Genomic DNA, 24081 nt, shown 5'->3' with positions numbered 1-24081 from the left:
CACAAGGGAGGTGCGCAGTGGAGCGAAGGACCCTACGCGTACTGCTTCTTGCGTGCGTATTCCTCACCACGAGTTGCACGCCGCCCACCGTATCGCCTAACCAGCCCAACCCCGCTGTCCCCAGTTCCACACCGTTACCAGCCCGTTCATCTGAGAACGCCATCTACGGAAATGAACTGCCTGCCGAATTACAAGACTTCACGTTCTTTGGAGAACCCGCGGCGGAATACACCGTCAACGTGGTTACACCGCGGCTATTCGAACGCTTCGTTTCCTTCGATTCCACTCTGAGCGCACCAGAACCATACCGCGAAGAATCCGCGTACGAGTCTGAACATGTCGAGTACCCGAGCGAATGCCAAGGCGGATCCGTATACCGCCTCGTGAGGGAACTTGACTTCGCGGTGGCAGTCGAAGGCCCCGACTGCGCGGGAGCGGGCAGCGGAACAACGATTCCCGGGATACTACGAAACAACGTGTTCACCCCGTTGGCCGGATACGAGGAGTACATCGACACTTCAAAAGACTGGGACGTAGTTACGGTTACTGCCGAGGAACACACAGTTGTTTGGTACCTGACTCCCATCGATGAGAGCGCCGATGCGGTTTGGTTCCTGTTCTCAACCGACCTGCAGACCCTCACAACTAGCTACCTTGGCAACAACAGCGACCCCATATTTGAACAGAGTTCCGATCCTGCTTATGTCTTCCCACCATATTCTGGGACTATCGCTGACGGGCGATTCGTGTTCACGTTGTTCACCATGCCGCAAGACACGGATCTGCGCTGGGCGTACATGGGTACATCTGGCGGATATGCCGAAGCCGGTGACGCTATCACCGAAGCACTCTTCTCGATCCGGCTCGACGGAACTGATGCACGCAAGGAACTCGACCCGATCCTCTTCTTCGACCCCTACAACAACCCGCAGAAACCCCTCATCGTCGCTGCGGGGAAAGATACCTATGCCCTACTCCAACGAACAGGCACCGGCGCATTCACAGAGATCTGCTCATTCGGATGGAACACCGAACATCGGCCATACCCTAGCGAAATCGCCTACTGGAGCGAATACGATAACGGAAGGATCGTGCTCCTCACCGGAAAATACATCGTTGTGGCGCAAGAAGCCGACCGGAACCTAACTATCGTCGACAGCGGTATCGATGTCAGCAACGGAATCACCGGTTACCACCACGAACCGTTGGTCTTGGAAGACTATCTCGTGTGGGCGTACTACCACTGGGATAACGAGGTGACCGGCATTTACGCACTCAACCGCACCAACTACCGAGGCGTCATGACCCTCGTCAACGATATGCCGGGCTCTTCAGCACTAGAAAACGGCTCACTTCGCGTCCAGTTCCCCGCCGACGAGGACCAAAACGGGAACCCGTTATATCGCCAGGGCTACATACCTCTCCCCTAGTCCAGCACCACCAATCACCGAGGAAGTCACCAATGAAGCAAGTACGCACACTAACACCCGTGGTGTTCAGTGCGCTATTGATCGGCGTGCTTGGTTCATGTACTGCAAACCCGGTAGTAGTTACGCCCACGCAATCTCCTACGCAAAGCCCAGTTTCCTCACCGCACGACACTCCCCCAGAAGACGCTGTAGTCAGCGACGAACTACCCAAAGAACTTCTCGGATACACATTTTTTGGCAAGCCAGCGGCCGAGTACAAAGTCACCGAAGTATCAACCAGAAGATTCGAGAAGGTACGCAACCTTGACAGGTTCCCCAACGAGTTCGCCTCCTGGGAAGAACTCTACGGAGAAGACTATTGGGGTCAGGGAGGCGACGACTGCACGGGTGGACGCCAGTATCAGCCGTTCGGAAACGCCGTGTTTGCAGTCCAGCAAAACGAAGCCGCATGCACTGGCTCCATCGGTGGAACGGACACGCCCGGAGTCCTAGTTGACGGCGTATTCAAAGAGTTCATCGGCTACAAGGCGGCTCTCAACGATGCTGACACCCACATGGTCAATCCCATCGGGGTAACCGATGAACTAGCGATATGGACGATCTCACACCATCACACCGAGCAATTAACTGAATGGCTCATGTTCGCAGGCAACCTAGCAACCCGCGAGACCACTCTTTTAGCCAAGAGTAGCGATCCGTTACCAGAAGGTGGGAACACCCCGCCCGACTATGCACCACACTGGACTTTGGTGATAGATGACAGGGTGTTCTTCATCGTATCTACGGAGCGGTCACCCGACGACTTGATCTGGCGAGAAGGGCCTGAGTCGTCCGACGGAGGCGGCCTTGTGGATGTTCTGTTCTCCGTCAAGGTGGATGGAACCGACCTGCGCAAAGACATAGATCCCGTGATCGACGCTAGTGACAATGAAGAAGCCCTCCTACTAACCGCAGACACAACCCACTACACCGCAGTAGCACCGAATGAAGCTGGAGCGTTTGAGGAAGCCTTCTCCGTAAAGTGGCAGACCGACTATATGCCGCACTATGCAGATCTGATCGGGACACCACGCTTACAAGGCTCAACGCTCACAATTTCCGTGGGCCCGAACCTTGTCATCGCGCGGAAAGGCTCCGATACGCTCACGGTCGTGCGTGATGCAGCAAACCCCAGCAACAGTGAAGGTAACTATTACATACCGACCCAGGTGGTAGGCGATCACGTCCTGTGGGTGCACAGCCGTTTTGATGCGTATGCTACCGAATACACCAGCACTATGGGTATCTACGTTTTGAATCTGACAACACACAAGGGTCTTATGACCGTTGTAGAGGACGCTGAGGCGCGCCCCAGCGAGGACGGTAAGTACATAGAACTGATTAGAAGTGCAGATTATGTAGCTGGCTCGTCTGGCGAGTTGCAGAGGACTTTTATCCCATTGCCATAGCGTGCCAAACTCGCCATACCCCTCGATTTCTTACGTCTAGTGTCACCCTTGGCGCGCTTTGAGCCTCGGGTTCTTCTTGTTGATCACGAACACTCGCCCGCGACGCCGCACGATTTGCGAGCCGGGCTGATTCTTGAGTGACTTAAGTGAGTTTCGTACCTTCATGTTCTTTCCTATCTATTGCGGGTGGGCAATGTGTGCAACCCTCTTAAACTGTGTTGTACAGAATTCGCAAGCTGTTTTCGGCCTAGTGGGCCTCCGAAATCTCGCCAAGCCATGGTTCAAGGCCATCGTATGGATCGTTCCAACGCATTCCACGAGTAACGGCTTCGTACTCTGTGATGAGCACGGATTCGAAGGCCCGACGCAGTTCGTCACGACCGTCCCCAACTCCTGTCACGACGATCCGGGACAGTTTCTCGCCGCTGCCCCAGTGTGCGCACGTCCCGATGGAGAGCTGACCTCCCGCGCCCTCCCAACGGCATACGAGATCTGGGCGGGTGGGCACCCAGAAGCAGCCGCGTGCCCGCGCTTGGTGTGATCCCAGTTCCTCGATTCGTTCGAGTAGTCGCCCGGGATGGAATGGGAATGGTGAGGAGAAGTCCAATACCCACACGTCGGCGTTGTCCACTTCGAGGGATCGCTCACGGCGGACCTCGGCGATCCACCGTTCAGAAGCCTCATGGTCGTGCAGTCCTTGCGTGAGCAGGCGAATCGGCATGCTCTCCGCTCCCTCGACGAGTGGGATCTTTGGTCGTGCGAGGCTCGTGATGAGTTGCGTGGCAGGCTGGAGCAGGGCCAGCGATCCATCTGCAACGATAAGATCTGCGTGTTCCACGAGTGCGCATTGGACTTCTGCAACGCCACGATAGTCATCTGAGGCGCTGTGCTGGCCGCGTTCGATGAGTAGTTCTTCACCGCGTAAGTCTTCTAGTGAATGTTGTGCACTGATGGCGGCGACAACACAGGATACTTTGACCTGTTGTTCTAGATGTTTGTCCCATGCGATCACCCGACAGATCTGCACGGCCTCGGCACCCACGGGCAGATTCACAATGATCGTGCCCCATCGACCGCTTTCCGCGAGGCGTTGAACGGTCGGAATGATGTCCTCCCTGATCGCGCAACTTACACAGGCATGTTCCAGATCCACGATGACGTTCTCTAGGAGTCCGGATGCGTCGCTGACGGTACGCGTCAGCCGAGCCGCTTCAACGTCAATGTGGTGGGTGAGGGCAACAACCCTTGGAATGTCCCACTGCATGGAGACGGTCGCTGCGGCCATGGGCTCTGGTCGCACACCGGTCACCAGAATGAGCGAAACTTGGGTGCTCAATCTGCAACACCGTCCTGTGTCTCTGCTTCACCGTTCGGTGCCGCGGGTGATGTGGTGCGGTTAGATGCTCCGTAGCGGCGCTTGAACTTTTCAATCCGTCCTTCAGCATCAACAACGCGTGCGTTCCCAGTCCAGAATGGGTGGCTTGCGCTGGAGATGTTGACGTCGATGAGCGGATAGATTTCGCCTTCGTACTCGATTTTTTCCTGCGAGGTCGCTGTTGACCGGGTGAGCAGTAAGAGCCCACCGGCTTTGTCGCGGAAGACCACATGGTGATAGTCGGGATGGATGTTCTTTTTCATCGTTTCCTCTGCTAAGGTTATTGATAACGATTCCCATTATATACAGAAAGGTGAGCATGTCACGCATCTGCGATGTCACAGGTGCCCAACCAGGGTTTGGGCACAGCATCTCCCACTCACACCGGCGCACCAAACGCCGCTTCAACGTCAATGTCCAGCGCAAACGGTATTGGGTGCCGAGTTTGGCCCGGCACGTCACGCTCAATGTCAGCGCGCGCGGAATAAAGGTCATCGACAAACGTGGAATCGACGCTGTCGTTACCGAAATCCAACAGCGTGGGAGGAAACTCTGATGGCTAAGGGCCAAGACATTCGCCCGATCATCAAACTGCAATCGACCGCAGGGACCGGGTACACCTACGTCACCCGCAAGAATCGGCGCAACACCCCGGACCGCCTCGTACTGCGCAAATATGATCCGGTTGCGCAACATCACGTTGAGTTTAAGGAGACTCGCTGATGGCAAAGAAGTCAAAGATCGCAGCACAAAAACGCCGCGAGGAAACCGTTGCCCGGTACGCACCACTGCGAGCTGAACTCAAGGAAAAAGCTCGTACCGCATCAACACCACAGGAACGCCAGCAGGCGTACGCAACGCTCGCAGCACTCCCCCGAGACGCCAGCCCAACGCGTCTGCGAAACCGGGATCAGATTGATGGTCGGCCTCGCGCTCATCTGCGTAAGTTCGGACTCTCCCGAATCAACTTCCGCGATCTAGCGCACCGAGGCGAACTTCCCGGCATCACAAAATCAAGCTGGTAGATACAAGTTCACGGTGGGAGCAGCTGATCAGCACAATTCGTGTTCCGCCGACAATAAACGGGGCCCAACCTGTACATCAGGTTGGGCCCCGTTCATGCAGAAGAGGACGACCGTCCTATACGTGAGTGACCGTCAGCGGCATTGACGAGTCCACTGGAATGTCATAATTCGATGGCTCAACACCGGCAGCCACGAGCGAGGAGCCGAGCGCCGCAATCATTGCGCCGTTGTCCGTGCAGTAGCGAATCGGTGGAATACGCAGAGTGATGCCGTGCTCGGCGCAACGCTGCGCCGCCAGGTCGCGAAGTTGCGAGTTGGCCGAGAAACCGCCGCCAACCACGAGGGTGTCCACGCCGTGGAGTTCACAGGCTGCGATGGTTTTTGCGGTCAAGACATCCGCAACAGCGTAGGCGAAGGATGCTGCCACATCGTTGAGCGGGATATCGAGCCCTTGGTCCTGTCGGGTTTCAACCCAGCGTGCGACCGAGGTTTTTAAACCTGAGAACGAGAAATCGTACATGTGCTTCTCCTGATCCTTTTTCGAGGTCAGGGCACGTGGGAAGCGGATTGCGTCGCGGTTGCCTTCGCGAGCCAGACGGTCAATGTGCGGACCGCCCGGGTATGGCAGATCGAGCAAGCGCCCCACCTTGTCAAAGGCCTCACCTGCGGCGTCGTCCAACGTTGATCCGAGTTCGTTCACCGCTGTGGCGATATCATCCACGAGCAGCAGCGACGAGTGTCCGCCGGAAACTACCAGAGCCATGAAGCGCTGCGGGAAATCTCCGTGCACGAGTTTGTCCACAGCCGCGTGTCCCACCACGTGGTTCACGCCGTAGAGTGGCTTGTTGATCGCGAGCGACAGGGCTTTCGCCGCCGAGGCACCGATGGTCAGAGGGCCAACCAGACCCGGACCTGCAGTTACGGCAACCGCGTCCACATCGCTGAGGTCAACATCTGCCTCGCTCAACGCACGCTGCAACGTTGGCACCATGGATTCAAGGTGTGCCCGCGACGCGATTTCGGGAATGATCCCGCCGAAGCGCGAGTGCTCATCCATTGATGAGGCAACCGCATCGAACAGCAGTTCATTTCCACGGACCAGTGCAACACCGGTCTCGTCGCAGGAACTTTCGATTCCAAGAATGAGTGGTTCAGACATGTGCCCCTAGCCCGTGTGGGCTTCTCCTTTATATCCGTACGTGTGCAGTTTTGCTTGTTAGTTACGAACTACATTCATTACGCTTCGGTAGGGTTTGCTCCGCGAAACCCCTACCCTCCGCTGCACTACTTTGTCCGTAACAAGTGTAGTTTTGTCAGCCGGTGTAGTCTTCATCGAACTCATCCGTTCCGGTGGCAACGGGCCGCTCAGGGTTGTTTGACCATTGCGACCACGACCCCGGGAAGAGTGAGGCCTCGATTCCCAGTGATGCGAGAACAGCAATCTCGTGCGAGGCTGTCACGCCTGAACCGCAGTACACGGCAACTGGAACATCAATCGAAACAGCCCCACCGCACCCGTCCTGAACCTGCGGGTCAATCACCCCGGCTTCTTCAAAAGCCTCGATCAGTTCCGTGGTGGAACGCAGCATCCCAGCCTCGCCCAGGTGCGAAAACGTAGGGACGCTAATGGCACCGGGGATGTGGCCAGCTCGCGGGTCAACGGGTTCAACCTCACCTCGGTAACGTTCGGCGGCGCGCGCGTCGATCAGGATTCCCTCTTCGGGCCAAGCTGCAGCTTGGTCGATCGTGATGGTTGGCATGTGTCCCTCGCCAAGCACGATATCGGAGGCGGCAATCTGCACGTCCCCGGCTTCGACCGCATACCCTGCGGCTGTCCAGGCAGGCAGCCCACCATCTAGGATGCGCACATCGGCAAGCCCTGCGTTGCGTAACATCCACCAGGCTCTGGCCGCAGAGGTACCACCGACGGCGTCGTATACGACCACAGTCGAGGAATCGCTGATACCCCAGCTCCGCACCGCACGGGTGAAGTCTTCACGTGCGGGAAGTGGATGCCGCCCGCCCTCGGAGACAAGAACGCCAGCGTGCCCGTCACCATGCGCTACAGCAAGTTCTGTTTCAAGATCCACATACACGGCACCGGGAATATGCGCTTCCATGTGCTGCGCACTTCCATCGGAGCGGCCCAACTGCCAGCGCACGTCGAGTACCCGAAGCTGGGTATCGTCGGCAATGAGCGGCTGCATCGCAGCCACCCCCGATGAACCAGCAGAACCCAACCCGGCAGGCTCATCAAAGATCAACTCGGCGAGCTCGCTCGCAGTGATAAAAATGCGACTGTAAGTTTCTGACATACCTAGCTTTCCAGGGTCAGGCGCATCGTGTATGCGTCGAGATTTTCCGGCTGATAATAACGTTTGCGCACGCCAAGCCGCTCATATCCGTAACGTTCGTAAAGCGAGATGGCAGCGGAGTTCGTGACGGCAACTTCAAGGAAAACCGCACTGGCACCCAGTGAACGAGCGCGTTCATGCAGCGCTTCAAGAAGCATCGAGCCAATCCCAAGGCGTTGCGCCTGTGGTGCAACGCCAATCGTGGTGATGTCGGCGGTTTCACCGTCGCACTGCAGGCCAGCATAGCCAACCACGAGTTCAGCACCCGGAATGGTTCCCGGCGCAGTGGCGACGACATACCAACCCGGCCCGGCAAACTCACCCTCCAACATTGCAGGACTCCACGCGCCGACACCGAAGAGTTCGACCTCAAGCGCGGCCACGCGCGGCAGATCGCCGCTGCGCATGGCGCGCAGGGTGACCTGATCGCGAGAGACGACTGTCATCCGAGCGCCCGCTTGCGGCTCGTGGGCACTTGCGCGTCTGGGCGGCGCAGATAGAGCGGAGTCGTGGGTTGATCTTCGCCGCGCGCCGCACGGGCCAGGGCCAGACGACCAAGCGTGACGGGAGACGGAACCTCGATGTCTGTGCGGACGTCGCTGCCCTCAAACACGGAAGCATAGAGCGTCGCACCTTCACCGACCACGATCGCACCCTCGGCAAGGCCTTGCGCAACCACATCGGCAGCGGACGCAACCTCCGGACCAGCGACAGCGGTGACTTCAACCGCGCCAAACGCATCCAACCGGCCAACTTGGTAGCGGGCGTAGTAGACCTCGCGCCGGCGGGCATCCGTCACCACAAGCACCTCGGCACCCTCATCCAACGAATAGCGGGCAGCAGCCTGCGCCGCGAGCGCATCCAACGAGCACACGCCCAACGCCTGCGTACCCACACCGAACGCGAACGTCCGGGCGGTCACGAGTCCCACGCGTAGACCAGTGAACGGAGCCGGACCGGTGCCACTCACAACTTCCGTCACGTCCGACGAGTCCAGCCCTGCCTCCGCCAACAGTTCCGCCACGAGCGGGGTCAACAGTTCGGCATGGCGGCGCTGCTCACGGATAGTGCGGCTGGCACGTTCGGTGCCGTCATCGCTCAGGAGCGCTGCCGACACGGCGGCAGAGGTGTCTACGATCAGAACGGTCATTACTCGAGTTCCTGTCGTGGTTGGGATGATGCTTGGGGCAAAGGGATACGAACGTTAATGTACTGCCAGGCCACTAGGCACGGATGAGGCCTGGGAGCGAGCCGAAGTCGGCCTCAGCCCACCGTGCGCCGTGCGCGCTCAAGGTCAGTTCGCGCACCCCGGTCTCAGCTTCGGCGGTTTCGAGGTCGGTCGTGTCCAGGCCGCCGTGCGGGCGGTTCAGGGTGATCTCGATGCGGTCATCGGCGATACCCTCAACCAGGCCGGTGCCCCATTCCACGACGGTGACGGCCTCTTCGAGCGAGGAGTCCAGGTCAAGCGCGTCCACTTCGTCGAGTGACCCGAGCCGATACGCATCAACGTGCACGAGTGCAGGCCCATCAGCCAGTGAGGGGTGTTCCCGCGCGATGATGAAGGTCGGCGATGCCACCTGTCCACGCACGCCAAGCCCCTTACCGAGGCCCTGTGTGAGGGTGGTTTTGCCGGCACCAAGGTCACCGGTCAGCATGACCAGGTCTCCTGCCCGCAGCATGGTTGCGAGCGCCTCGCCGAATGCACGAGTCTGTTCCGCCTGCGTCAGTTGCGCGGAGAAAGTCAAAACGTTTACCACGGGTCCATTATCCTCTTATTTTCCGGTGGCAACTGACACGGCAGTGTTAGATTGCCGACGAGTCCGGCGCGTCGTCCCATACCCCGCTTCCCAGCGCGGTTGAGTCTGGTTACTCAGCCCAGCCCTGTTTGGGCCTCAAACAGTCGATGGGGCCAAAACAGCCCAACTACACCTACTTTTCCTGTGTGCTTGGACGAATTATGTCCCATCGGTTTTCGGGGGACAAACGTCGCAGCGAGCGCAGCAGTGTTGGATTGTCGACGAGTCCGGCGCGTCGCCGAGCGCCTCACCTCCCAGCGCGCGTGGGCTGGGAGGTGAAGTGGAGGACTAACTAGACCGGTTCGTCGTCAATGTAGACCCGCGGGACACGCTCACCCACGCGAGTGACAATCTCATAGGAAATCGTTCCGGCGGCAACGGCCCAGTCTTCTGCGCCTGGAACGCCGGTGGCGGGATCACCGAAGAGGATGGCGGTATCCCCGGGGACCGTTCTCGTATCGGGTCCAAGATCGACCACGAACTGATCCATGCATACCCGTCCAGCAATGGAAACTCGCTGGTCACCGATCTGAATCGGAGCGCCCAGTCCGCCGCGATCAGCGGTGCCCGACGCGTGACGGAAGATGCCATCCGCATACCCCAACGGCACAACACCGATTCGTGTGTCCTCTTCGGTGTGGTACTGGTGGCTGTAGGAGACTCCGTGCCCTGCAGGCAGTTTCTTGACGGTGGCGATGTCGGCTTCCAGGGTCATCGCTGGGATGAGACCGAAGTGCGCGGCATCCCCGATCTGGGGCGCGGGAGACAGTCCATACACGGAGAGTCCCGGACGTACCAGGTCGTAGTAGACGCTCGGGTTGAGCAGGGTTGCCGCAGAGTTTGCGAGGTGGCGAACCTCAAGATGAGCACCAGCCGCCTCTGCCTGGGCTATCGCCTGCTTAAACGTTTCCGCCTGCGCCAACACCGTGGGGTTTTCGGGTTCATCCGCGAACGCAAAGTGCGACCAGATTCCAACGAACTCAAGTGTCCCCTCGTCCTGCGCCGCAATGAGCGGAACGAGCATCTGGTCCAGGTCTGCGAGGGTCACACCGTTCCGCCCCAGTCCCGTATCAACCTTGAGATGCACACGCGCGGGCTTCCCTACCTCGCGGGCAGCGTCACGCACGGCGGAGACAGCCCAGGGTCCGGCTACAGAAATGTCAATGTCATGCCTGATGAGTTCCGCAAAATCAATCCCTGGCGTGTGCAGCCAGGTCAAAATCCGCTGATCGAATCCAGCTCTTCGTAGTTCGAGGGCTTCGCTTGCCTGAGCGGTTCCGAACCAGGTTGCACCACCCTGTGCGCTCGCCCGTGCCGACTCGATCAACCCGTGCCCGTACGCGCCGCCCTTCACCACCGCCATGATCTGGGTGTGCGGCGAATGGCTGCGCACCTTCTCCCGCATGAGCGCGACGTTATGCCTGATCGCGGCGAGGTTCACAACGGCTCGACCGGTGTAGTAGTCAAAGTGCGGACGGGTGTTTTGTGCGGGGTCTGGTGTCGTCACCGTCCCATTCTCTCACCGAGGTTGTTTCGGAGACCTCGCCGCAGTGCACCTCCCACAGAACTTTCACCAGACTTTCGGAAAACCGTATGGTGATTTTCCGGAATTAAGGTCCTTTTCCTTGGTTGTTGATCCCGGAAAATCACCATGTCGGTAACCCCAACCAAGGTCCTAGCCACGAGCAGTTAGGTTAGGTGCACGATCAGATCAGCGCGATCACACGAAGCCGCTATGAGTTCGGCATTACGTTGATCTGTTCCAAGCGCCCACTCGATCGCGTCCTGTGGACTGCGCCCATGGTGCACGTGTCGCAGCACGAGACGATCGATACGCACTTGTTCATCTGGTGCGAGATACCAACTTTCGCTGAGCAGCGACCGCACCGGCTCAAAACCCCAGTCATCAAGCAGCAGGTAGTTTCCCTCGATCAGGACCACCTGCGCCGCAACGCTCACAACCCCATCCGCCGCATAGGATTCTTCGATCTCACGGTGAAACACGGGCACATACACGTCCTGATGCCCCTGCACAATCCGCCGTAGCAACCCCACGAATCCCGCAGCGTCAAAGGTCTGCGGAGCACCTTTCACCTGACTGAGCCCGAGCCTCCCAAGTTGCACATTGGACAGGTGGAATCCGTCCATCGGCAGGATCGCGGTATCGATCCCGCGAGCGCTGAGGAGTTCGGCAACTGCCGCAGTTATAGTCGATTTCCCGGCGCCAGGGGCGCCGACAATCCCGACAAGCAATCGTTCGGTGCTCGCTTGCCCAGCCGTATCGTCGCCACGCGACTCCCCCGCACTGTCAGAGCTGCGGCTGACCAGCCCTGCTATGGCCGCGCCAAAGTCCAACCGTGTCGTCGTGTTTTGCCCGTCAATGCGTTCCACGATGCGTGAGGCAAGGAACTGCGCGGCGTGGTCCTCCCGGAGTTCGACCTGCTGCGCCCGGTCCGTGTGAGCGGTCATCGGTCGCCCGCCAGATATGCGTGTACGCCCGGGACAGCAAGCGCCACCTGGCTTGCGCTGAACGGGCGGGAACCCGAGTCACCCAACAACTCCCCCGCCGCCAAGCGACCGGCGAGTCCGTGCAGCATGACGCCTGCGGCTGCGATCTTTGCCCAGTCGATGTGATCGTTCGCGGATACGTCGCCACCCGAAGTTTGCTCTACTTCCGCAACGACCCGTGCCGCAGCGGCCACGAGGATTCCCGCGAGCACGTCACCCGACCCTGCAGTTGCGAGTCGCGGGGTCCCGTCGTTTTGGATGTAGGTTCCGTTCCTACCCGCGATGACGGTTGCTGGCCCTTTGGCCACGATGGTTGCGCCGGTCAGTTCGTGCGCTGTGCGGGTGACAGACAGCAGGTTGTCTTCGACGTCGGTGCGGCTGGCAGGTGTGCCGAGCCGAGTGAGCAGCACAGCGAGTTCGCCCGCGTGCGGGGTCAGAATGTGGCGCGCGTGCAGCGAGGTGGTGTCCTCGTAGGTGAGGCTCGCGATGGCTCCTGCGTCGATGACTGCGGCTTCGGGCTGTCCGAGCACTTCGAGCACTGCGCGCCGCGTTGCGTCGCCTGGTTCGTACCCGGACCCCACGGTCCACGCCTGCACGCGCCCCGGAACCGTCACGATTTCCGGCATCGCTGCGGTCACGCGTTCCGCGACCGCAGCCGCTCCGAGGTATCGGATCATTCCAAGCCCTGAATGCAGTGCCGCGCTCGTGGCGAGCACTCCCGCCCCAGGGAACCGTGCGGTCCCCGACAACACTGCGGCCACTCCGCGCGTGTACTTGTGCGCGTCGGGCGCGGGCCGCTCTACGAGTTCCCGCAGCAGCGGGTCGCTGCGGAAATCGCTGGCTTCCAACTCACGGATGGGAATCTCATTGCCGACGAGCCGGTCAGTCCCAGCCCCATCCCCCATTCCAGAGATGCTTGTGGGGCCCAGCAGTTCGAGTCCGATGTCTACGGTTTCGATTGTTCCCGCATAGAAACAGCCCGGTGCCGCGACGAGTCCAACTTTGAGCGCCCCAAACGTTACGGTAAGGTCTGCGGCCAAGATCGAGTTTCGGTCTTGGACCTGTCCGGTCGCGCAGTTAACCCCGGAGGGCACATCCACTGCGATGACGGTGGGTCGGTCAGACTCGTCGATTCGGTCGATATTGATAGTTCTGGCAACGCTGCCGGTTTGGTGAGCACCGGATGCGCGTGGTGTGTTGAGGGCAAGCCTACGAAGAAGTTTCCCGGCGTTTCCGCGCGGCGCGCCAACGGCTCCGATACCCAACAAGCCATCCACGAGGGTGTCCGCTGACCGAATGAACGCAACCAGATCGTCGGTAATCTCGGTGCTACTGCACGAGACAATACGAGCCTGTGAGGACCGTACTGCGGACAAACCAACCTCGTGGACGCGTTCCCCGAGGAGTACGACCGTCACCTCGATAGGCCGTTTGGCCAGCAGTGCTGCGGCAAACAGTGCATCGCCGCCGTTGTTACCCGGACCAACCAGCACCACAACGCGTCCGCCCCGTTCGACCCTTGAACGCAGCGCCCGCACGACATGCTGGTAGAGCGCGAACGCCGCACGCGCCATCAGCGGCTCGCCGGCCTCCAACAATGGCCGCTCGGCGTCCCTGATCTGCTGCGGCGTATACGCGAACCTCATGGATCAATCATCCCTCATCGCTATTGCTTACGCGGGTCTAGCTGGCCCCGCGCTGGTTTGCTTGGCCCTTCACGAGCCTGTCCTGCCAGAGAACAACGGCAAGAAAAACAAGGCCGCCTGCAAGCACTCCGAGGAAGGACACGAGGTATCCCGCCTCCAGAAAAACCTCGCTCAGAACAGCAGCCACACCAAACACGAGCAGCGTCCAAGCAATTATCTTTCTGTCGCTACCTAAAGCGCTCCACCACGTGCGGAGGGCAGATTTCTCAGATCTGGGTAGTTGATCGTTCTTGCCCTCAAGATATCCGGCAACGCTGGCTGGAACTCGGATCTGAGTTTCGTTGCGGGAAGGCACCCTGGCCGATGAAGAACCGTGCGCTTCAGGATCTGCGGCTTCCTCAATACCCACCTGCACCAATCGGCGAGTCAACCATAAATACAGGCAGAAGGAAAATATCGATAGACAAAAGTGGTACGCAAAATCTGAGAATCCTCCATTGAGGTAGTTCCTCGCAAAATACAAGGCGACAATCATCAACCCGGCCCAAAGGAGTGGCTTCTCTCTGAACATAGGCATTACGCTCTCATCACTTGAATCTTCCATGCTCCGCAACAGGCGGTTCAGCCCCTAAGCCCACCACGGATTCGGCCCATCCGGGACTGTGAGCGTGCAACGAAAGTTGAACACCCGCTCTTCAACTTCGGGTTCCCCGCCTCCCGACAGCCACTGGATCCCCCAACGTTCCAAAAGATGGTTAATGCGCTCGGTGCCATCCATCAGGTTGTCAACCCCGAAAAGATACCCCTGTAAGCTAAAGTCTTTCACCGGAGGTTCAAGGACGAGCGTCCACGCATCATCAACGAGCTCCGGATAGAGCAGAATAAACTTCCCTTTGGTCGGACCCTGCGACGAGATCCCTACCCTACCTAGAGGCCGTCGGGCTCCGTCAATCAGCATTTCGAATCCTTTTCGCCAGCAGGTCAGCCCGGAACCGATAGTCCACGAGGTCGGTTGTGAACTCGACATTACTCTCACCATCTAGTTTCGTAATGTCAAACACGAGCCGTAGAGAACCTGACTCAGCGATGTCCTTCTTTGGCTACATCAGCGACACAAGCATTTTCTCGTATTCCTCATCTAGCCTGCCCGATGTTTTCCAGCGATCAATCTTCCGATCACTCATCCACCGGTAGGTTACCCAGTTGCTGAGTTCGCCATTTGGCAACTCAACTCGCAGCGATATGGCTCGCCTAACACGGGGAGCAGTACGTAGTGACTCGTCAACATCCGCAGCACACGAAAAATGTACGAACAGAGGTTCGTCAGATTCACATTCATGATGCGTAAGGAAAACATATGATCCCTTGGAATATCCATATACTGCGAGGATCGGAAACTGGTCCGACAGAAAGTGCTCGCTGGACACGATCAATTCATCATCGTGCCATGCAGTTCGACCCCACCTCATCACGTCCACCTAACTAGTACGAAATCATCCACTTACACGAGCTTATGCATGTGCATCCTGCGGTGCTTGTCTGAAAAATCCTCACTTCAGTGCATTGCGGAACTCCCGAACCCACTGCTCGGAACCAACACACACGACTTCCACTCACTCCCGTAACGCATATCCAGAGCGTTCGGCACCCGCCCACCGATCCGGATGGAATCGAAGCCAATCATCTGCGCCTCACCTATACGTCGGTTTGCCCATAGAGGTTTATGGTTTTGCGCGTCTGCTGTGGGAACAGCTAAGTCAGCAGCCTATGTTGCTTCGTCTCCTCAAACCTTAGATCACCAACCTCCACCAATCGCAAGGCCAACAGCCCGGCGATCTTTTCCTCTCGCACCACAAGCGGGACCAGATCGAATCTCTCGAGCAGGCTCACAACTTCAGGGATATCTTGCAGCGGACGCCCATCCTCATACTCTCGATGAAATATCTCCGGGACAATCCCAAGACTCCAAAAATCGTTGATCCACGCGAAGTATAGGGTCAAGGAAGTACGTTCACCGTACAAAACCCACTCGACACCGGTATCAAAGACCGCATAGTCCCTCCCGTGGACGCTTGGCGGAAGACTGCCCAGGACCTGCGCACGGAATTCTTCGAAACCTCGCAGTGCTTCTTCCGTAATCACATGAACTTCCCGTATCTGAGCAATGTGGAGCAACACGACTCTGCTCTGCTGGACCAGTATCCTTGGACAAAACTACTGCGCCGTAGTTTGCGCACACCAGGTTTAGCTCGCCGACCACGATATTCTCCGGTCGCAGAGCCTACCGCGGGCTGCCTCGCTCTCGCCCCGCGTAATTCTCTGCAATCACTGATCGTCCACGTGACCAACCTATAGCTCAACTCGATAACCCTCGGCATCGACCATCAATCGCTCCCTCAAACGCAGCAACGATATCCTCCAGATCATCAGAGACCACCCCAATGAAAATGGGCGTATCCGTGAGCACGTCAACTACCGCTGCGCGGTCTCCACTACGCTGCATATCGAACCTGCGATTGTCTACCTGAAACGTGCTGGTTCCTGGCTTATAACCGACACGATATGTAGGAAGTGTTCGTGCCAGTACGAGTTCCAAGGTTTCTGTTTCTATCTCACACACACCGTCAACGAGTTGTTGCCCTGCGGCGGACTCCGCATCATTCACGTACCACGACTCTAGGTAAGCACGAACTGACGACCGCGTGTTGAACTCGACTTCTAAGCCGTAGCGCCCGTCACTGACGACCATGAGTCTGGCGGGATCAGCGACGTCACCACGCTGCCGCGTAAAGGTCCCAGTTGGCGCGACAAGTGCAAAGGACCCTAGATCACTCGTAAGTTCGAGGGTATCGATCGCATCCTTCTTATGGAGTTCAGCCACCGAAAACAGGCTACTGCCGTCTAACACATCATGTAAGGACCACATGCTCATCTCTACGTATCCGTTCGATGATCAAAGTGTTGAATGGGGTTCCACAATAAAATCGTTTCACCGCAGTTCAGGTGGATTCTTGGGACGCTCGTAAACTCTCCCACGGCCCCAAAAACGGTCTCACGTTCATGAGTGAACGTGCAAAGTTCCGCTGTGGCTCGATCTGCTCAAGACTTGTCAGCCCGCGAGTACGACAATTCTATGGTCCCACCCATCAGACCAGGCTCCATAACAGAAACCCGCACAATCTCCACAGTCCCGAGCGCCGCGGCATCAAGTTTCACCTGTGCAGAATAGTTCGCTGCCTGCCGCAATGAATCAGCAAGGCTGTCATGCATCCCACCAATAGTTACTGATGTGCTGCGCACCGGTGGCCTCCTGTCGTGTCGAAAAACCTTCATGACACGTCCTCCCGGATCAAAACAGTAATGTGCAGTTCCGGCAGCACCCTCATCTTTGAGTCAAAGCCATACACGTACCGCACACTCTCCACGGTATCGAAATCCAAGCCATTATCATCCACAAACTTAGCTGCAGCACGAAACAACTTCGGCAGAGAGTCCTGCTTCTTCCCTGGTTTATTCCGGACTATAAACACCTGCGCCGAGTAACTCTCCACGGACTTGACCTCCAGTTTCTGTGGAATACTCACACTTTCATCGAACACCGCTGACGTAGGCGCCATCGCATTGAAGCCTCGCCCACCACCGATATCTAGGCGACTCTTCCTGAATGCTAACTGAAAACTTATTTCAGGGCGGGCATCACCAAATTCGTCGACATTGACATAACTAGTTCGCACAAGCGCCAAAGCACACAACTCGTGCGGCACTAGTTGGGCGTCTTTGCAATACTCTGCCAGAAAATACAGGTACTGCGCGGCGGTTGGCTCGAAAGAAATCGAGTAAGGAAAATCCATGCCTAGGACATAAAAGTCCTCGCTGAACTCGCTTACGAACGGACCCGACCCCATCGTTCCTCCGTGCACATCTCTCTTAAACCAACAACAAAACGCCCAGTCTACGAGCAGTTCAGGCAGACTGACATTCTCACATCCAAAGAGTGCTGTGGAGCATAGAATGCTCTACACACCGTTTTCACCTCTACCTCGGCGAGATACGCTGCCTGATGTGGCGGAGTCATTACCGTGCTGAGTTGTCCCACTACGCCATTGTTCAGAGAACGTGTCAGCATAATAGTCCTTCAACCAGTCTTCGAGGAGTTCAACGAATCGATAGATCACCATCGGCTCGTTCGTGGACCCGAAGACGATCTTGATAGTGGGAAATACTAAATCGCGTTCCATTAACAGGTCGGTAAGGTCCTCTATGTCCGGAATGCTCCCTCTGTTGAACGAGTGCTCGTGCTCAGCAGCAGTCCATTCTTGAACGACATCTTGCATGCTCATTTCGTCCCTCAACATCCTGCACATAACCCGACCCTATCCAGCCACTCCAAGAGTTCGGCACCGTTCAGGCCGAAGAAAATCGGTAAAACACACGGGCCCGACCAGTGTCTGAGTCCGTGAGGATCAGGCATGGACGTTTCAGGATCCGGGTTCTCGCTCCACTGAGCTCAAGCTTCCCTGAGTAATAGTCCGCGACCACATGGAGAAGCTCCGAAACTTGCTCAGGAAATTCTTCTACATACTCGTCGGGCTCATCATCATAGCCTTCGGCCATATGGGTCCACGCGCCCAGAAAGTCTAGGTGGGTGAACGGCATTGACGTCTCGATTCGGAAGTCCGAATGGCCGTTGACAGTCACCGAAAAGTAGATGCGCCACCCGTTGCGCGAAGTCTCATAGGTAGCGTGCGGCAGGACCTTCTTGATCGTTTCATCGAAGGCTCGTTCAAGGAGGTCGTGAAACTCCACAGCTTCCATTGATATCTACTTTCTCACGTCCTTAGCGGTTCCGTCAGGTGTGGGCGCCCCGCAGCACCATGTCGGTTTTCAGCGTTACCACTCAACGGACTCGCTGTGAGTATTGTTATCGCGCATACGATTCGTTGTCGAGGAATTTATGGCGGCCCTACGCCTCACGGCAGCGGCCGTAAGGCGTAGGGTAGAAACATGAAATTTGGAATCTTTGTGCCCCAAGGTTGGCGCCAATCTCTGACCGGAATCGACCCTCGCGAACACTGGAACGTGATGAAATCGCTTGCCCAGCGGGCAGACCAGGGTGACGTGTTCGATTCGATTTGGGTGTACGACCATTTCCACACGGTGCCGGAGCCAACGCATGAGGCAACCCACGAGGCGTGGAGCCTCATCAACGCCTACGCCGCAGTGACCGAGCGGGTCAAGCTTGGCCAGATGTGCACATGCATGGCGTACCGCAACCCTGCTTATCTTGCGAAGGTTGCAACCACCGCGGACATCATTTCGGGTGGTCGCGTGCAGATGGGTATCGGCGCAGGCTGGTATGAGCACGAATGGCGTGCGTACGGTTACGGTTTCCCTGGTGCTGGTGACCGGCTTCGCGCTCTCGAGGAGGGCGTCGAGATCATGCGTCAGGCATTCACCACGGGCACCTCGACTCTCAATGGCCGCTACTACCAGGTGGATGGTGCACTGAACTTCCCGCTGCCGTTGCAAGAGGACGGTATTCCGTTCTGGATTGCGGGTGGCGGCGAGAAGAAGACCCTGCGTATTGCCGCTCAGTACGCGGATTACACCAACTTTGACGGGCGTCCCGAGCAGTTCGTGCACAAGTCAAACGTGCTGCGCGGGCACTGCGAGGATCTTGGCCGTGACTTCTCTAAGATCACGCGTTCCTCGAACTTCAACGTTGTGATCGGCGAGTCCGAAAAGGATGTGACCGACAAGCTCGATTGGATTCACGCGCACTACGCGAAGACTGTTCCTTCGTTCGCGGACAAGGAACGCGCCGATTTTGCGAACGGTCCGCTCGTGGGCACCCCTGAGCAGATCACCGAGAAGCTTGTGGAGCTTGAGAAGCTTGGCATGACGTATGCGGTGACGTTCTTCGCGGATGCCGCGTACGACACTGGTTCAATCGAGTTGTTCGAGCAGCAGGTCACGTCTAACTTCTGACCTGCCGCGAGTGGGCTTGTGCCCACTCGCGCGATCCACTATTGGCGACGAGCCTGCAGTTTCTCCCTCAGCCTCACCTACCAGCATCTACAACAAGGGTGCGTTTCCGTGCACTCTCAACAGAGGTGCGGGGCTAGCCTTCCGCGATCACCATCGCTGTTGCGACACCACCGTCGTGCGAGAGCGACAGGTGAAAGTTACGCACACCCTTTTCCGCAGCGACCGCTGCAACCGTCCCGTGCACCTCAACCTGCGGCGGATGACCTGCGCGGCGTTCTATCACAGCATCGTGGAAGAGCATGCCGCCGGGAGAACCCAGGGCCTTAGCAATCGCTTCCTTCGCCGCGAAACGTGCCGCCAGAGACTCTATCGGCATGTCTCGTTCCCGTTCGTGGAACAACTTCTCAAGCATCCGCGGCGTCGCTTCCAGGGTTTGTGCGAACCGATCAATGTCCACAACATCAATCCCAATTCCTACGATCATCTCCAAGGCCCTCCATGCTAGGTTCCACTCAGCCTATTCGAAAGTATGACGCTGAGACCGAAAAATCTATCCAAAAGTATAGGTTTATCGACGTAAAGAAACGCCATTCTAAGCAATGTCGCGCCGCGCGATAGGTGCAACTTCTTGGTTGCTGCGATGAAACGTTTTCGCACGTTATGACATGAAAAGATCATCCTGCAGTAGGAAGCGGAAGCATCTAAAACAGGAGTATCTTCAAACCGTCCTGCAATAAAACACTCAAGAGATTGCAAAGAACTAGCGTGAAAACCACCTATACCATCGCTGCAAGCGTCATCCTTACTCTTTCACTCGCATCCTGCATAGTTCAAGCTCCGTCAACGAACCCAACCGCAACACCAGACGCATCATCTGATGCTTCGGAGATCGTACCCGTAGATTCCACGGCAACCGCAGTATCTTCCCTGCCCTACTTTGACGTACTACAACTGAGCGGAAAACCCGCTGGTGCAGACAACGTCACCGTAATTGATCTGTCCGCGTTCGCAGAACTGCCCGCGAGCGCCTTAACCCCGACCGGGTTCGTGTTCCCCAACCGACCTGATGAAACCACGGGTGACCTCAACGCCACCTGCACTCAGTATGAGATCCCTTTTGCGCACCTATCTGACGGACGCGCTATCGCACAACGCACAAACGCCACGTGGTGTATCCAGGATGATTTGCCTGCTAAGTCGCCATCCAGAATCGGGGTGCTCGACAGTGACGGGTTCACGCCGTTTGATGACACCGAGAAGATCGTGAAGGACAAGTTCTCGCGGCAGATCCTCTACGCAATTGTGGAGGAGGGCGACCGCGTCTACTGGCTGGAAACGCAGGGTAACGGTGCCTACTACGATGACTGGTACCTGTTCTCCGCTGCCCTTTCGGACGGCAAGACCGAGTTGCTCGCGTCCTACGCTGATGTGTCGGGTCCGGGTATCTTCCCTCCCATTGACTGGTCTGGGGATCTGCGCCTTCATGATGGGCGGCTCTACTTCCACACCAACGCCCCCAACGATGAACTACGCACACTCATTGAGGATGGCGCCATCACGGGCGACACCGGAATCGAGTATGACGAAGATCGGTGGGACTCAGTACTTGTTTCTGTGCCTCTGGCCGGTGGCGAGGTCAAGTTCGAGGCCCATAACGAGTGGCTGGTGGGATTCCACGGAGACACATTCGTGACTGCCAAGACAACTGGTTCCGGTGATACTGAAACCTATGAGATTCACTCGGCTGACCTCGACGTTCCTATCGCTCAAGCGCTACTCGTGTCGCCGGAGGACAACGGACTCGAAAACTATCCTGGGCTTGTCGTAGCGGACGGAATCTACACTGCGTTCGGATACAGCCAGACATTGATCGTGGACCGTGGTCCAGACCAGTCTGCTCTAGCGTTTGATTCGACCGCTTTCCTGAACACCATGCAAGACAGGCCCTTTGGGCGCGTCACTGTGAACGACATCGTGGTGGAGGGCGACACGATCGCGTGGACTCTCGGTTTCAACGGCACCAGTGGCGCAGACGAAGTGTACTTCATCTATGATCTTGCCGCAGAAACCGGCTACTACCTGCCGATCTCTGCTCAGCCCTACATTGGCCTAGACAACGGCCCCGGTTACGTCTGGCTCGGTGAGGGTGAACGCATAGGACACAAGGTGGCCCTCCCGTAAATCACGCCGGGTACGAGTGTAACTCTAGGCGGTTGAATGTGACCATCACCTGGGGTCACATTCAACCACTTATGGTCGCATTACCCCCGAATGACCAAAAAACAAGGGCTGGCCACCATCTGTACAGATGGTGGCCAGCCCTTGAGGTATCAACGCCGAGCTCAGTTACCCGCGCCGGGACTCGTTAGCGTCACTCAACCGTCACGGACTTCGCGAGGTTGCGTGGCTGGTCGATGTCGAGGCCCTTAGCACCCGCAAGCTCTGCGGCGAACACTTGGAGCGGCAGCACCGTGAGTAGCGGGGACATGAGGGTTGGGGCCTGCGGCACCCAGAACACCTCGTCGGCGAACGCCTCGACGTCGGTGTCTCCGTCCTCTGCGATCACGAGGGTGTGGGCACCGCGAGCGCGCACTTCCTGGATGTTGGAGATGACCTTGGCGTGCAGGGAGTCCCGTCCACGTGGGGAAGGCACGATGATGATGACCGGCTGGCCCTCCTCGATCAGCGCGATGGGTCCGTGCTTGAGTTCACCGGCAGCGAAGCCTTCCGCGTGAATGTAGGCGAGCTCTTTGAGTTTGAGCGCGCCCTCCAAAGCGATGGGGTATCCGACGTGGCGGCCAAGGAACAGGACGGAGGTTGCATCGGCCATGGAGCGGGCCACTTCGCGTACGTGTTCGGAGCGGTCCAAGACTTCCTTGAGCTTCGCTGGCATTGCGCGCAGTTCGGTGAGGATCGCTTGGATCTCGTCGCGGAACATGTTGCCGCGCAGTTGGGCCAGGTAGAGGCCGAGCAGGTAGGTTGCGGTGATCTGCGAGACGAACGCCTTGGTCGAGGCCACCGCGATTTCTGGTCCGGCGTGCGTATAGAGCACGGCATCGGATTCGCGTGGGATGGTCGATCCGTGGGTGTTGACGATCGAGATGACCTTGGCGCCCTGTTCCTGCGCGTGGCGCACGGCCATGAGGGTGTCCATGGTTTCACCGGACTGGGAGATCGCAACGACCAGGGTTTTGGACGTGACGATTGGGTCGCGGTAGCGGAACTCGTGTGCGAGTTCGACCTCGACGGGGATACGGCACCAGTGTTCGATCGCGTACTTGGCTACGTGCCCGGCGTATGCGGCGGTCCCGCAGGCGATCACGATGATCTTGTCGATTGTGCGTAGGGTGGCCTCGTCGATGCGCAGGTCGTCGAGGATGAGGTCGCCCTTCTCGTTGGTGCGGCCAAGCAGGGTGTCTCCGACTGCCTGTGGCTGGTCGTCGATTTCCTTGGCCATGAACGAGGAGTATCCGCCCTTTTCCGCTGCCGATGCGTCCCAGTCCACGGTGTAGCGGTTGCCCTCAACCGCGCGTCCGTCGAACGTGGTGACGGTGACGGAATGTGGCGTGATGGTCACGATTTCGTCTTGGCCGAGTTCGAGGGCTTCGTTGGTTTGCGCGATGAATGCGGCGACGTCGGAGCCCATGAAGTTCTCGCCGTCACCGAGGCCAACCACGAGCGGCGAGTCGTGGCGTGCACCGACTACGGTGTCGGGCTGGTCCGCGTGCAGCGCGAGTAGGGTGAACGTTCCTTCGAGGCGCTGCGCCACGTTGGCTATGGCCTTCGTCAGGTTGCCCGTGACGAGGTATTCCTGTCCGAGCAGGTGCGCGGCTACTTCCGTGTCGGTTTCAGACGTGAACTCGATGCCCTTTTCTACCAGCTCAGTTTTGAGGAGGTAGTAGTTCTCGATGATGCCGTTGTGAATGACCGCGAGTTTTCCGTCAAGCGCAAGGTGCGGGTGCGCGTTGAGGTCGCTTGGTCCGCCGTGCGTGGCCCAGCGGGTGTGCCCAATGGCTGCGGTGGCGTTTGGCAGGGGGCGTGCGTCGAGTTCTTCGCGCAGGTTAACGAGTTTTCCGGCTTTTTTGGCCGAGGAGATCAGTGGCTGGTCCGGGGATGCGAGCGCGATTCCAGCGGAGTCATAGCCGCGGTATTCGAGGCGTCCGAGTCCTTCAAGCGCTACGTCCTGGGGCCGCGTCGATGGCGCGCCAGCGCCGACATACCCAACGATTCCACACATATTTTGCGAAGTCCTTTCTGGGCGGTTGCCCGGGTTTCGCGTGATTTTTGCGACTGGCTGCCGCGTTCGGGAGTGCCCGTGTGCGATGCGGACAACGTTTGATTTTACCGCCCCACGGGTTCAACCTGCCCACTTTGTGAGCAGGTAGTACCTGATAGATTGGCGACGACTCCCCATCGACGAGGCCTGCGACAACCGTTCCGCACAAGTCTGGGCACTCTGCTTGACGACGAGTTGGTGCCGTTCCAGCGTTGCCCACGTTGGTGGATGCCCG

Annotated in this window: 27 protein-coding genes; 8 read left to right on the top strand and 19 right to left on the bottom strand. The window is 58.0% G+C overall.

What is annotated here, in order from left to right; genetic code table 11:
- Window positions 1–17 precede the first annotated feature (17 nt).
- Together ACFSYH_RS12760 and ACFSYH_RS12755 are read left to right on the top strand one after the other, a co-directional pair.
- Window positions 18–1430 carry a hypothetical protein gene (locus ACFSYH_RS12760; RefSeq protein WP_377467380.1) on the top strand — a complete coding sequence of 471 codons (1413 nt, stop codon included), beginning with the start codon at window positions 18–20 and terminating at the stop codon, window positions 1428–1430.
- A 32-nt stretch (window positions 1431–1462) separates the two neighbouring features.
- Window positions 1463–2878 (top strand): hypothetical protein, encoded by a 1416-nt coding sequence (locus tag ACFSYH_RS12755; protein ID WP_377467378.1) that lies wholly within the window; start codon window positions 1463–1465, stop codon window positions 2876–2878.
- 42 nt (window positions 2879–2920) lie between these two features.
- Here the strand turns inward: ACFSYH_RS12755 and ykgO are convergent, their stop codons facing one another.
- The 3 genes from ykgO to ACFSYH_RS12740 form a co-directional block, all read right to left on the bottom strand.
- On the bottom strand, window positions 2921–3043 hold the full coding sequence (gene ykgO / locus ACFSYH_RS12750; protein WP_012805852.1) for a type B 50S ribosomal protein L36: 123 nt from the start codon (window positions 3041–3043) through the stop codon (window positions 2921–2923).
- An 82-nt stretch (window positions 3044–3125) separates the two neighbouring features.
- Window positions 3126–4214 (bottom strand): GTP-binding protein, encoded by a 1089-nt coding sequence (locus ACFSYH_RS12745; protein ID WP_377467376.1) that lies wholly within the window; start codon window positions 4212–4214, stop codon window positions 3126–3128.
- A complete protein-coding gene (locus ACFSYH_RS12740) occupies window positions 4211–4516 on the bottom strand; it encodes a type B 50S ribosomal protein L31 (protein ID WP_377467374.1) in 306 nt (101 codons plus the stop codon). Before ACFSYH_RS12740 ends, ACFSYH_RS12745 begins: the two co-directional genes overlap by 4 nt.
- A gap of 56 nt (window positions 4517–4572) precedes the next feature.
- Between ACFSYH_RS12740 and rpmB the strand changes: the two genes are divergently transcribed.
- Genes rpmB through rpsN form a run of 3 tightly spaced genes read left to right on the top strand, consistent with a single transcriptional unit; the run spans window position 4573 to window position 5278 of the window.
- Entirely contained in the window at window positions 4573–4809 is a 237-nt protein-coding gene (gene rpmB, locus ACFSYH_RS12735) for a 50S ribosomal protein L28 (RefSeq protein ID WP_377467372.1), read from the top strand.
- On the top strand, window positions 4809–4976 hold the full coding sequence (rpmG, locus tag ACFSYH_RS12730; RefSeq protein WP_377467370.1) for a 50S ribosomal protein L33: 168 nt from the start codon (window positions 4809–4811) through the stop codon (window positions 4974–4976). The genes rpmB and rpmG overlap by 1 nt, the downstream gene beginning before the upstream one ends.
- The gene (gene rpsN, locus ACFSYH_RS12725) at window positions 4976–5278 is read left to right on the top strand and encodes a 30S ribosomal protein S14 (protein ID WP_377467368.1); all 303 of its coding nucleotides are present in this window, start codon (window positions 4976–4978) and stop codon (window positions 5276–5278) included. The genes rpmG and rpsN overlap by 1 nt, the downstream gene beginning before the upstream one ends.
- 115 nt (window positions 5279–5393) lie before the next feature.
- On the opposite strand, the gene tsaD is transcribed toward rpsN, so the two are convergent.
- The 11 genes from tsaD to ACFSYH_RS12670 form a co-directional block, all read right to left on the bottom strand.
- On the bottom strand, window positions 5394–6437 hold the full coding sequence (tsaD, locus tag ACFSYH_RS12720) for a tRNA (adenosine(37)-N6)-threonylcarbamoyltransferase complex transferase subunit TsaD (protein ID WP_377467366.1): 1044 nt from the start codon (window positions 6435–6437) through the stop codon (window positions 5394–5396).
- Between the two features lie 154 nt (window positions 6438–6591).
- On the bottom strand, window positions 6592–7485 hold the full coding sequence (locus tag ACFSYH_RS12715) for a sulfurtransferase (protein ID WP_449301331.1): 894 nt from the start codon (window positions 7483–7485) through the stop codon (window positions 6592–6594).
- 110 nt (window positions 7486–7595) lie between these two features.
- A complete protein-coding gene (rimI, locus tag ACFSYH_RS12710) occupies window positions 7596–8078 on the bottom strand; it encodes a ribosomal protein S18-alanine N-acetyltransferase (RefSeq protein WP_377467362.1) in 483 nt (160 codons plus the stop codon).
- Window positions 8075–8782, bottom strand: a complete 708-nt coding sequence (tsaB, locus tag ACFSYH_RS12705; protein WP_377467360.1) for a tRNA (adenosine(37)-N6)-threonylcarbamoyltransferase complex dimerization subunit type 1 TsaB — start codon at window positions 8780–8782, stop codon at window positions 8075–8077. Before tsaB ends, rimI begins: the two co-directional genes overlap by 4 nt.
- A gap of 73 nt (window positions 8783–8855) precedes the next feature.
- Window positions 8856–9389: a tRNA (adenosine(37)-N6)-threonylcarbamoyltransferase complex ATPase subunit type 1 TsaE gene (tsaE, locus tag ACFSYH_RS12700; protein WP_377467358.1), complete on the bottom strand. Its 534-nt coding sequence runs from the start codon at window positions 9387–9389 to the stop codon at window positions 8856–8858.
- Between the two features lie 331 nt (window positions 9390–9720).
- Window positions 9721–10935, bottom strand: coding sequence for an alanine racemase (alr, locus tag ACFSYH_RS12695; protein ID WP_377467356.1), 1215 nt, complete (start codon window positions 10933–10935; stop codon window positions 9721–9723).
- Between the two features lie 182 nt (window positions 10936–11117).
- On the bottom strand, window positions 11118–11897 hold the full coding sequence (locus ACFSYH_RS12690; RefSeq protein ID WP_377467354.1) for a nucleoside/nucleotide kinase family protein: 780 nt from the start codon (window positions 11895–11897) through the stop codon (window positions 11118–11120).
- Window positions 11894–13582 (bottom strand): bifunctional ADP-dependent NAD(P)H-hydrate dehydratase/NAD(P)H-hydrate epimerase, encoded by a 1689-nt coding sequence (locus tag ACFSYH_RS12685; protein WP_377467352.1) that lies wholly within the window; start codon window positions 13580–13582, stop codon window positions 11894–11896. Before ACFSYH_RS12685 ends, ACFSYH_RS12690 begins: the two co-directional genes overlap by 4 nt.
- Window positions 13583–13619: 37 nt before the next feature.
- Entirely contained in the window at window positions 13620–14012 is a 393-nt protein-coding gene (locus ACFSYH_RS12680) for a hypothetical protein (protein ID WP_377467350.1), read from the bottom strand.
- A gap of 198 nt (window positions 14013–14210) precedes the next feature.
- On the bottom strand, window positions 14211–14540 hold the full coding sequence (locus ACFSYH_RS12675) for a hypothetical protein (protein WP_377467348.1): 330 nt from the start codon (window positions 14538–14540) through the stop codon (window positions 14211–14213).
- Between the two features lie 794 nt (window positions 14541–15334).
- The gene (locus ACFSYH_RS12670; RefSeq protein WP_377467346.1) at window positions 15335–15583 is read right to left on the bottom strand and encodes a hypothetical protein; all 249 of its coding nucleotides are present in this window, start codon (window positions 15581–15583) and stop codon (window positions 15335–15337) included.
- Between the two features lie 63 nt (window positions 15584–15646).
- Between ACFSYH_RS12670 and ACFSYH_RS12665 the strand changes: the two genes are divergently transcribed.
- Window positions 15647–15937: a hypothetical protein gene (locus ACFSYH_RS12665; protein ID WP_377467344.1), complete on the top strand. Its 291-nt coding sequence runs from the start codon at window positions 15647–15649 to the stop codon at window positions 15935–15937.
- A gap of 1 nt (window position 15938) precedes the next feature.
- Here ACFSYH_RS12665 and ACFSYH_RS12660 read toward each other — a convergent pair whose 3' ends face one another.
- From ACFSYH_RS12660 to ACFSYH_RS12650, 3 genes are all read right to left on the bottom strand, one after another.
- Window positions 15939–16463: a hypothetical protein gene (locus ACFSYH_RS12660; protein ID WP_377467343.1), complete on the bottom strand. Its 525-nt coding sequence runs from the start codon at window positions 16461–16463 to the stop codon at window positions 15939–15941.
- A 448-nt stretch (window positions 16464–16911) separates the two neighbouring features.
- Window positions 16912–17433, bottom strand: coding sequence for a hypothetical protein (locus tag ACFSYH_RS12655; RefSeq protein ID WP_377467342.1), 522 nt, complete (start codon window positions 17431–17433; stop codon window positions 16912–16914).
- Between the two features lie 553 nt (window positions 17434–17986).
- Entirely contained in the window at window positions 17987–18397 is a 411-nt protein-coding gene (locus ACFSYH_RS12650; RefSeq protein ID WP_377467341.1) for a hypothetical protein, read from the bottom strand.
- A gap of 189 nt (window positions 18398–18586) precedes the next feature.
- Here ACFSYH_RS12650 and ACFSYH_RS12645 point away from each other — a divergent pair, with 189 nt between their 5' ends.
- Window positions 18587–19570, top strand: coding sequence for an LLM class F420-dependent oxidoreductase (locus tag ACFSYH_RS12645; protein WP_377467340.1), 984 nt, complete (start codon window positions 18587–18589; stop codon window positions 19568–19570).
- Window positions 19571–19703: 133 nt separating this feature from the next.
- On the opposite strand, the gene ACFSYH_RS12640 is transcribed toward ACFSYH_RS12645, so the two are convergent.
- Window positions 19704–20054, bottom strand: coding sequence for a holo-ACP synthase (locus ACFSYH_RS12640; protein WP_377467339.1), 351 nt, complete (start codon window positions 20052–20054; stop codon window positions 19704–19706).
- Window positions 20055–20335: 281 nt separating this feature from the next.
- On the opposite strand from ACFSYH_RS12640, the gene ACFSYH_RS12635 reads away from it, so the two are divergent.
- Window positions 20336–21751: a hypothetical protein gene (locus ACFSYH_RS12635; RefSeq protein WP_377467338.1), complete on the top strand. Its 1416-nt coding sequence runs from the start codon at window positions 20336–20338 to the stop codon at window positions 21749–21751.
- A gap of 190 nt (window positions 21752–21941) precedes the next feature.
- Here the strand turns inward: ACFSYH_RS12635 and glmS are convergent, their stop codons facing one another.
- On the bottom strand, window positions 21942–23807 hold the full coding sequence (glmS, locus tag ACFSYH_RS12630) for a glutamine--fructose-6-phosphate transaminase (isomerizing) (protein WP_377467337.1): 1866 nt from the start codon (window positions 23805–23807) through the stop codon (window positions 21942–21944).
- Window positions 23808–24081: the final 274 nt, after the last annotated feature.

Origin of the sequence: Populibacterium corticicola (assembly GCF_042683685.1) — a bacterium.
Taxonomy (GTDB): Bacteria; Actinomycetota; Actinomycetes; order Actinomycetales; family Cellulomonadaceae; genus Timonella; species Timonella corticicola.
Note: the sequence above shows the minus strand (reverse complement) of the source record. Positions and strands in the feature narration are given on the sequence as shown.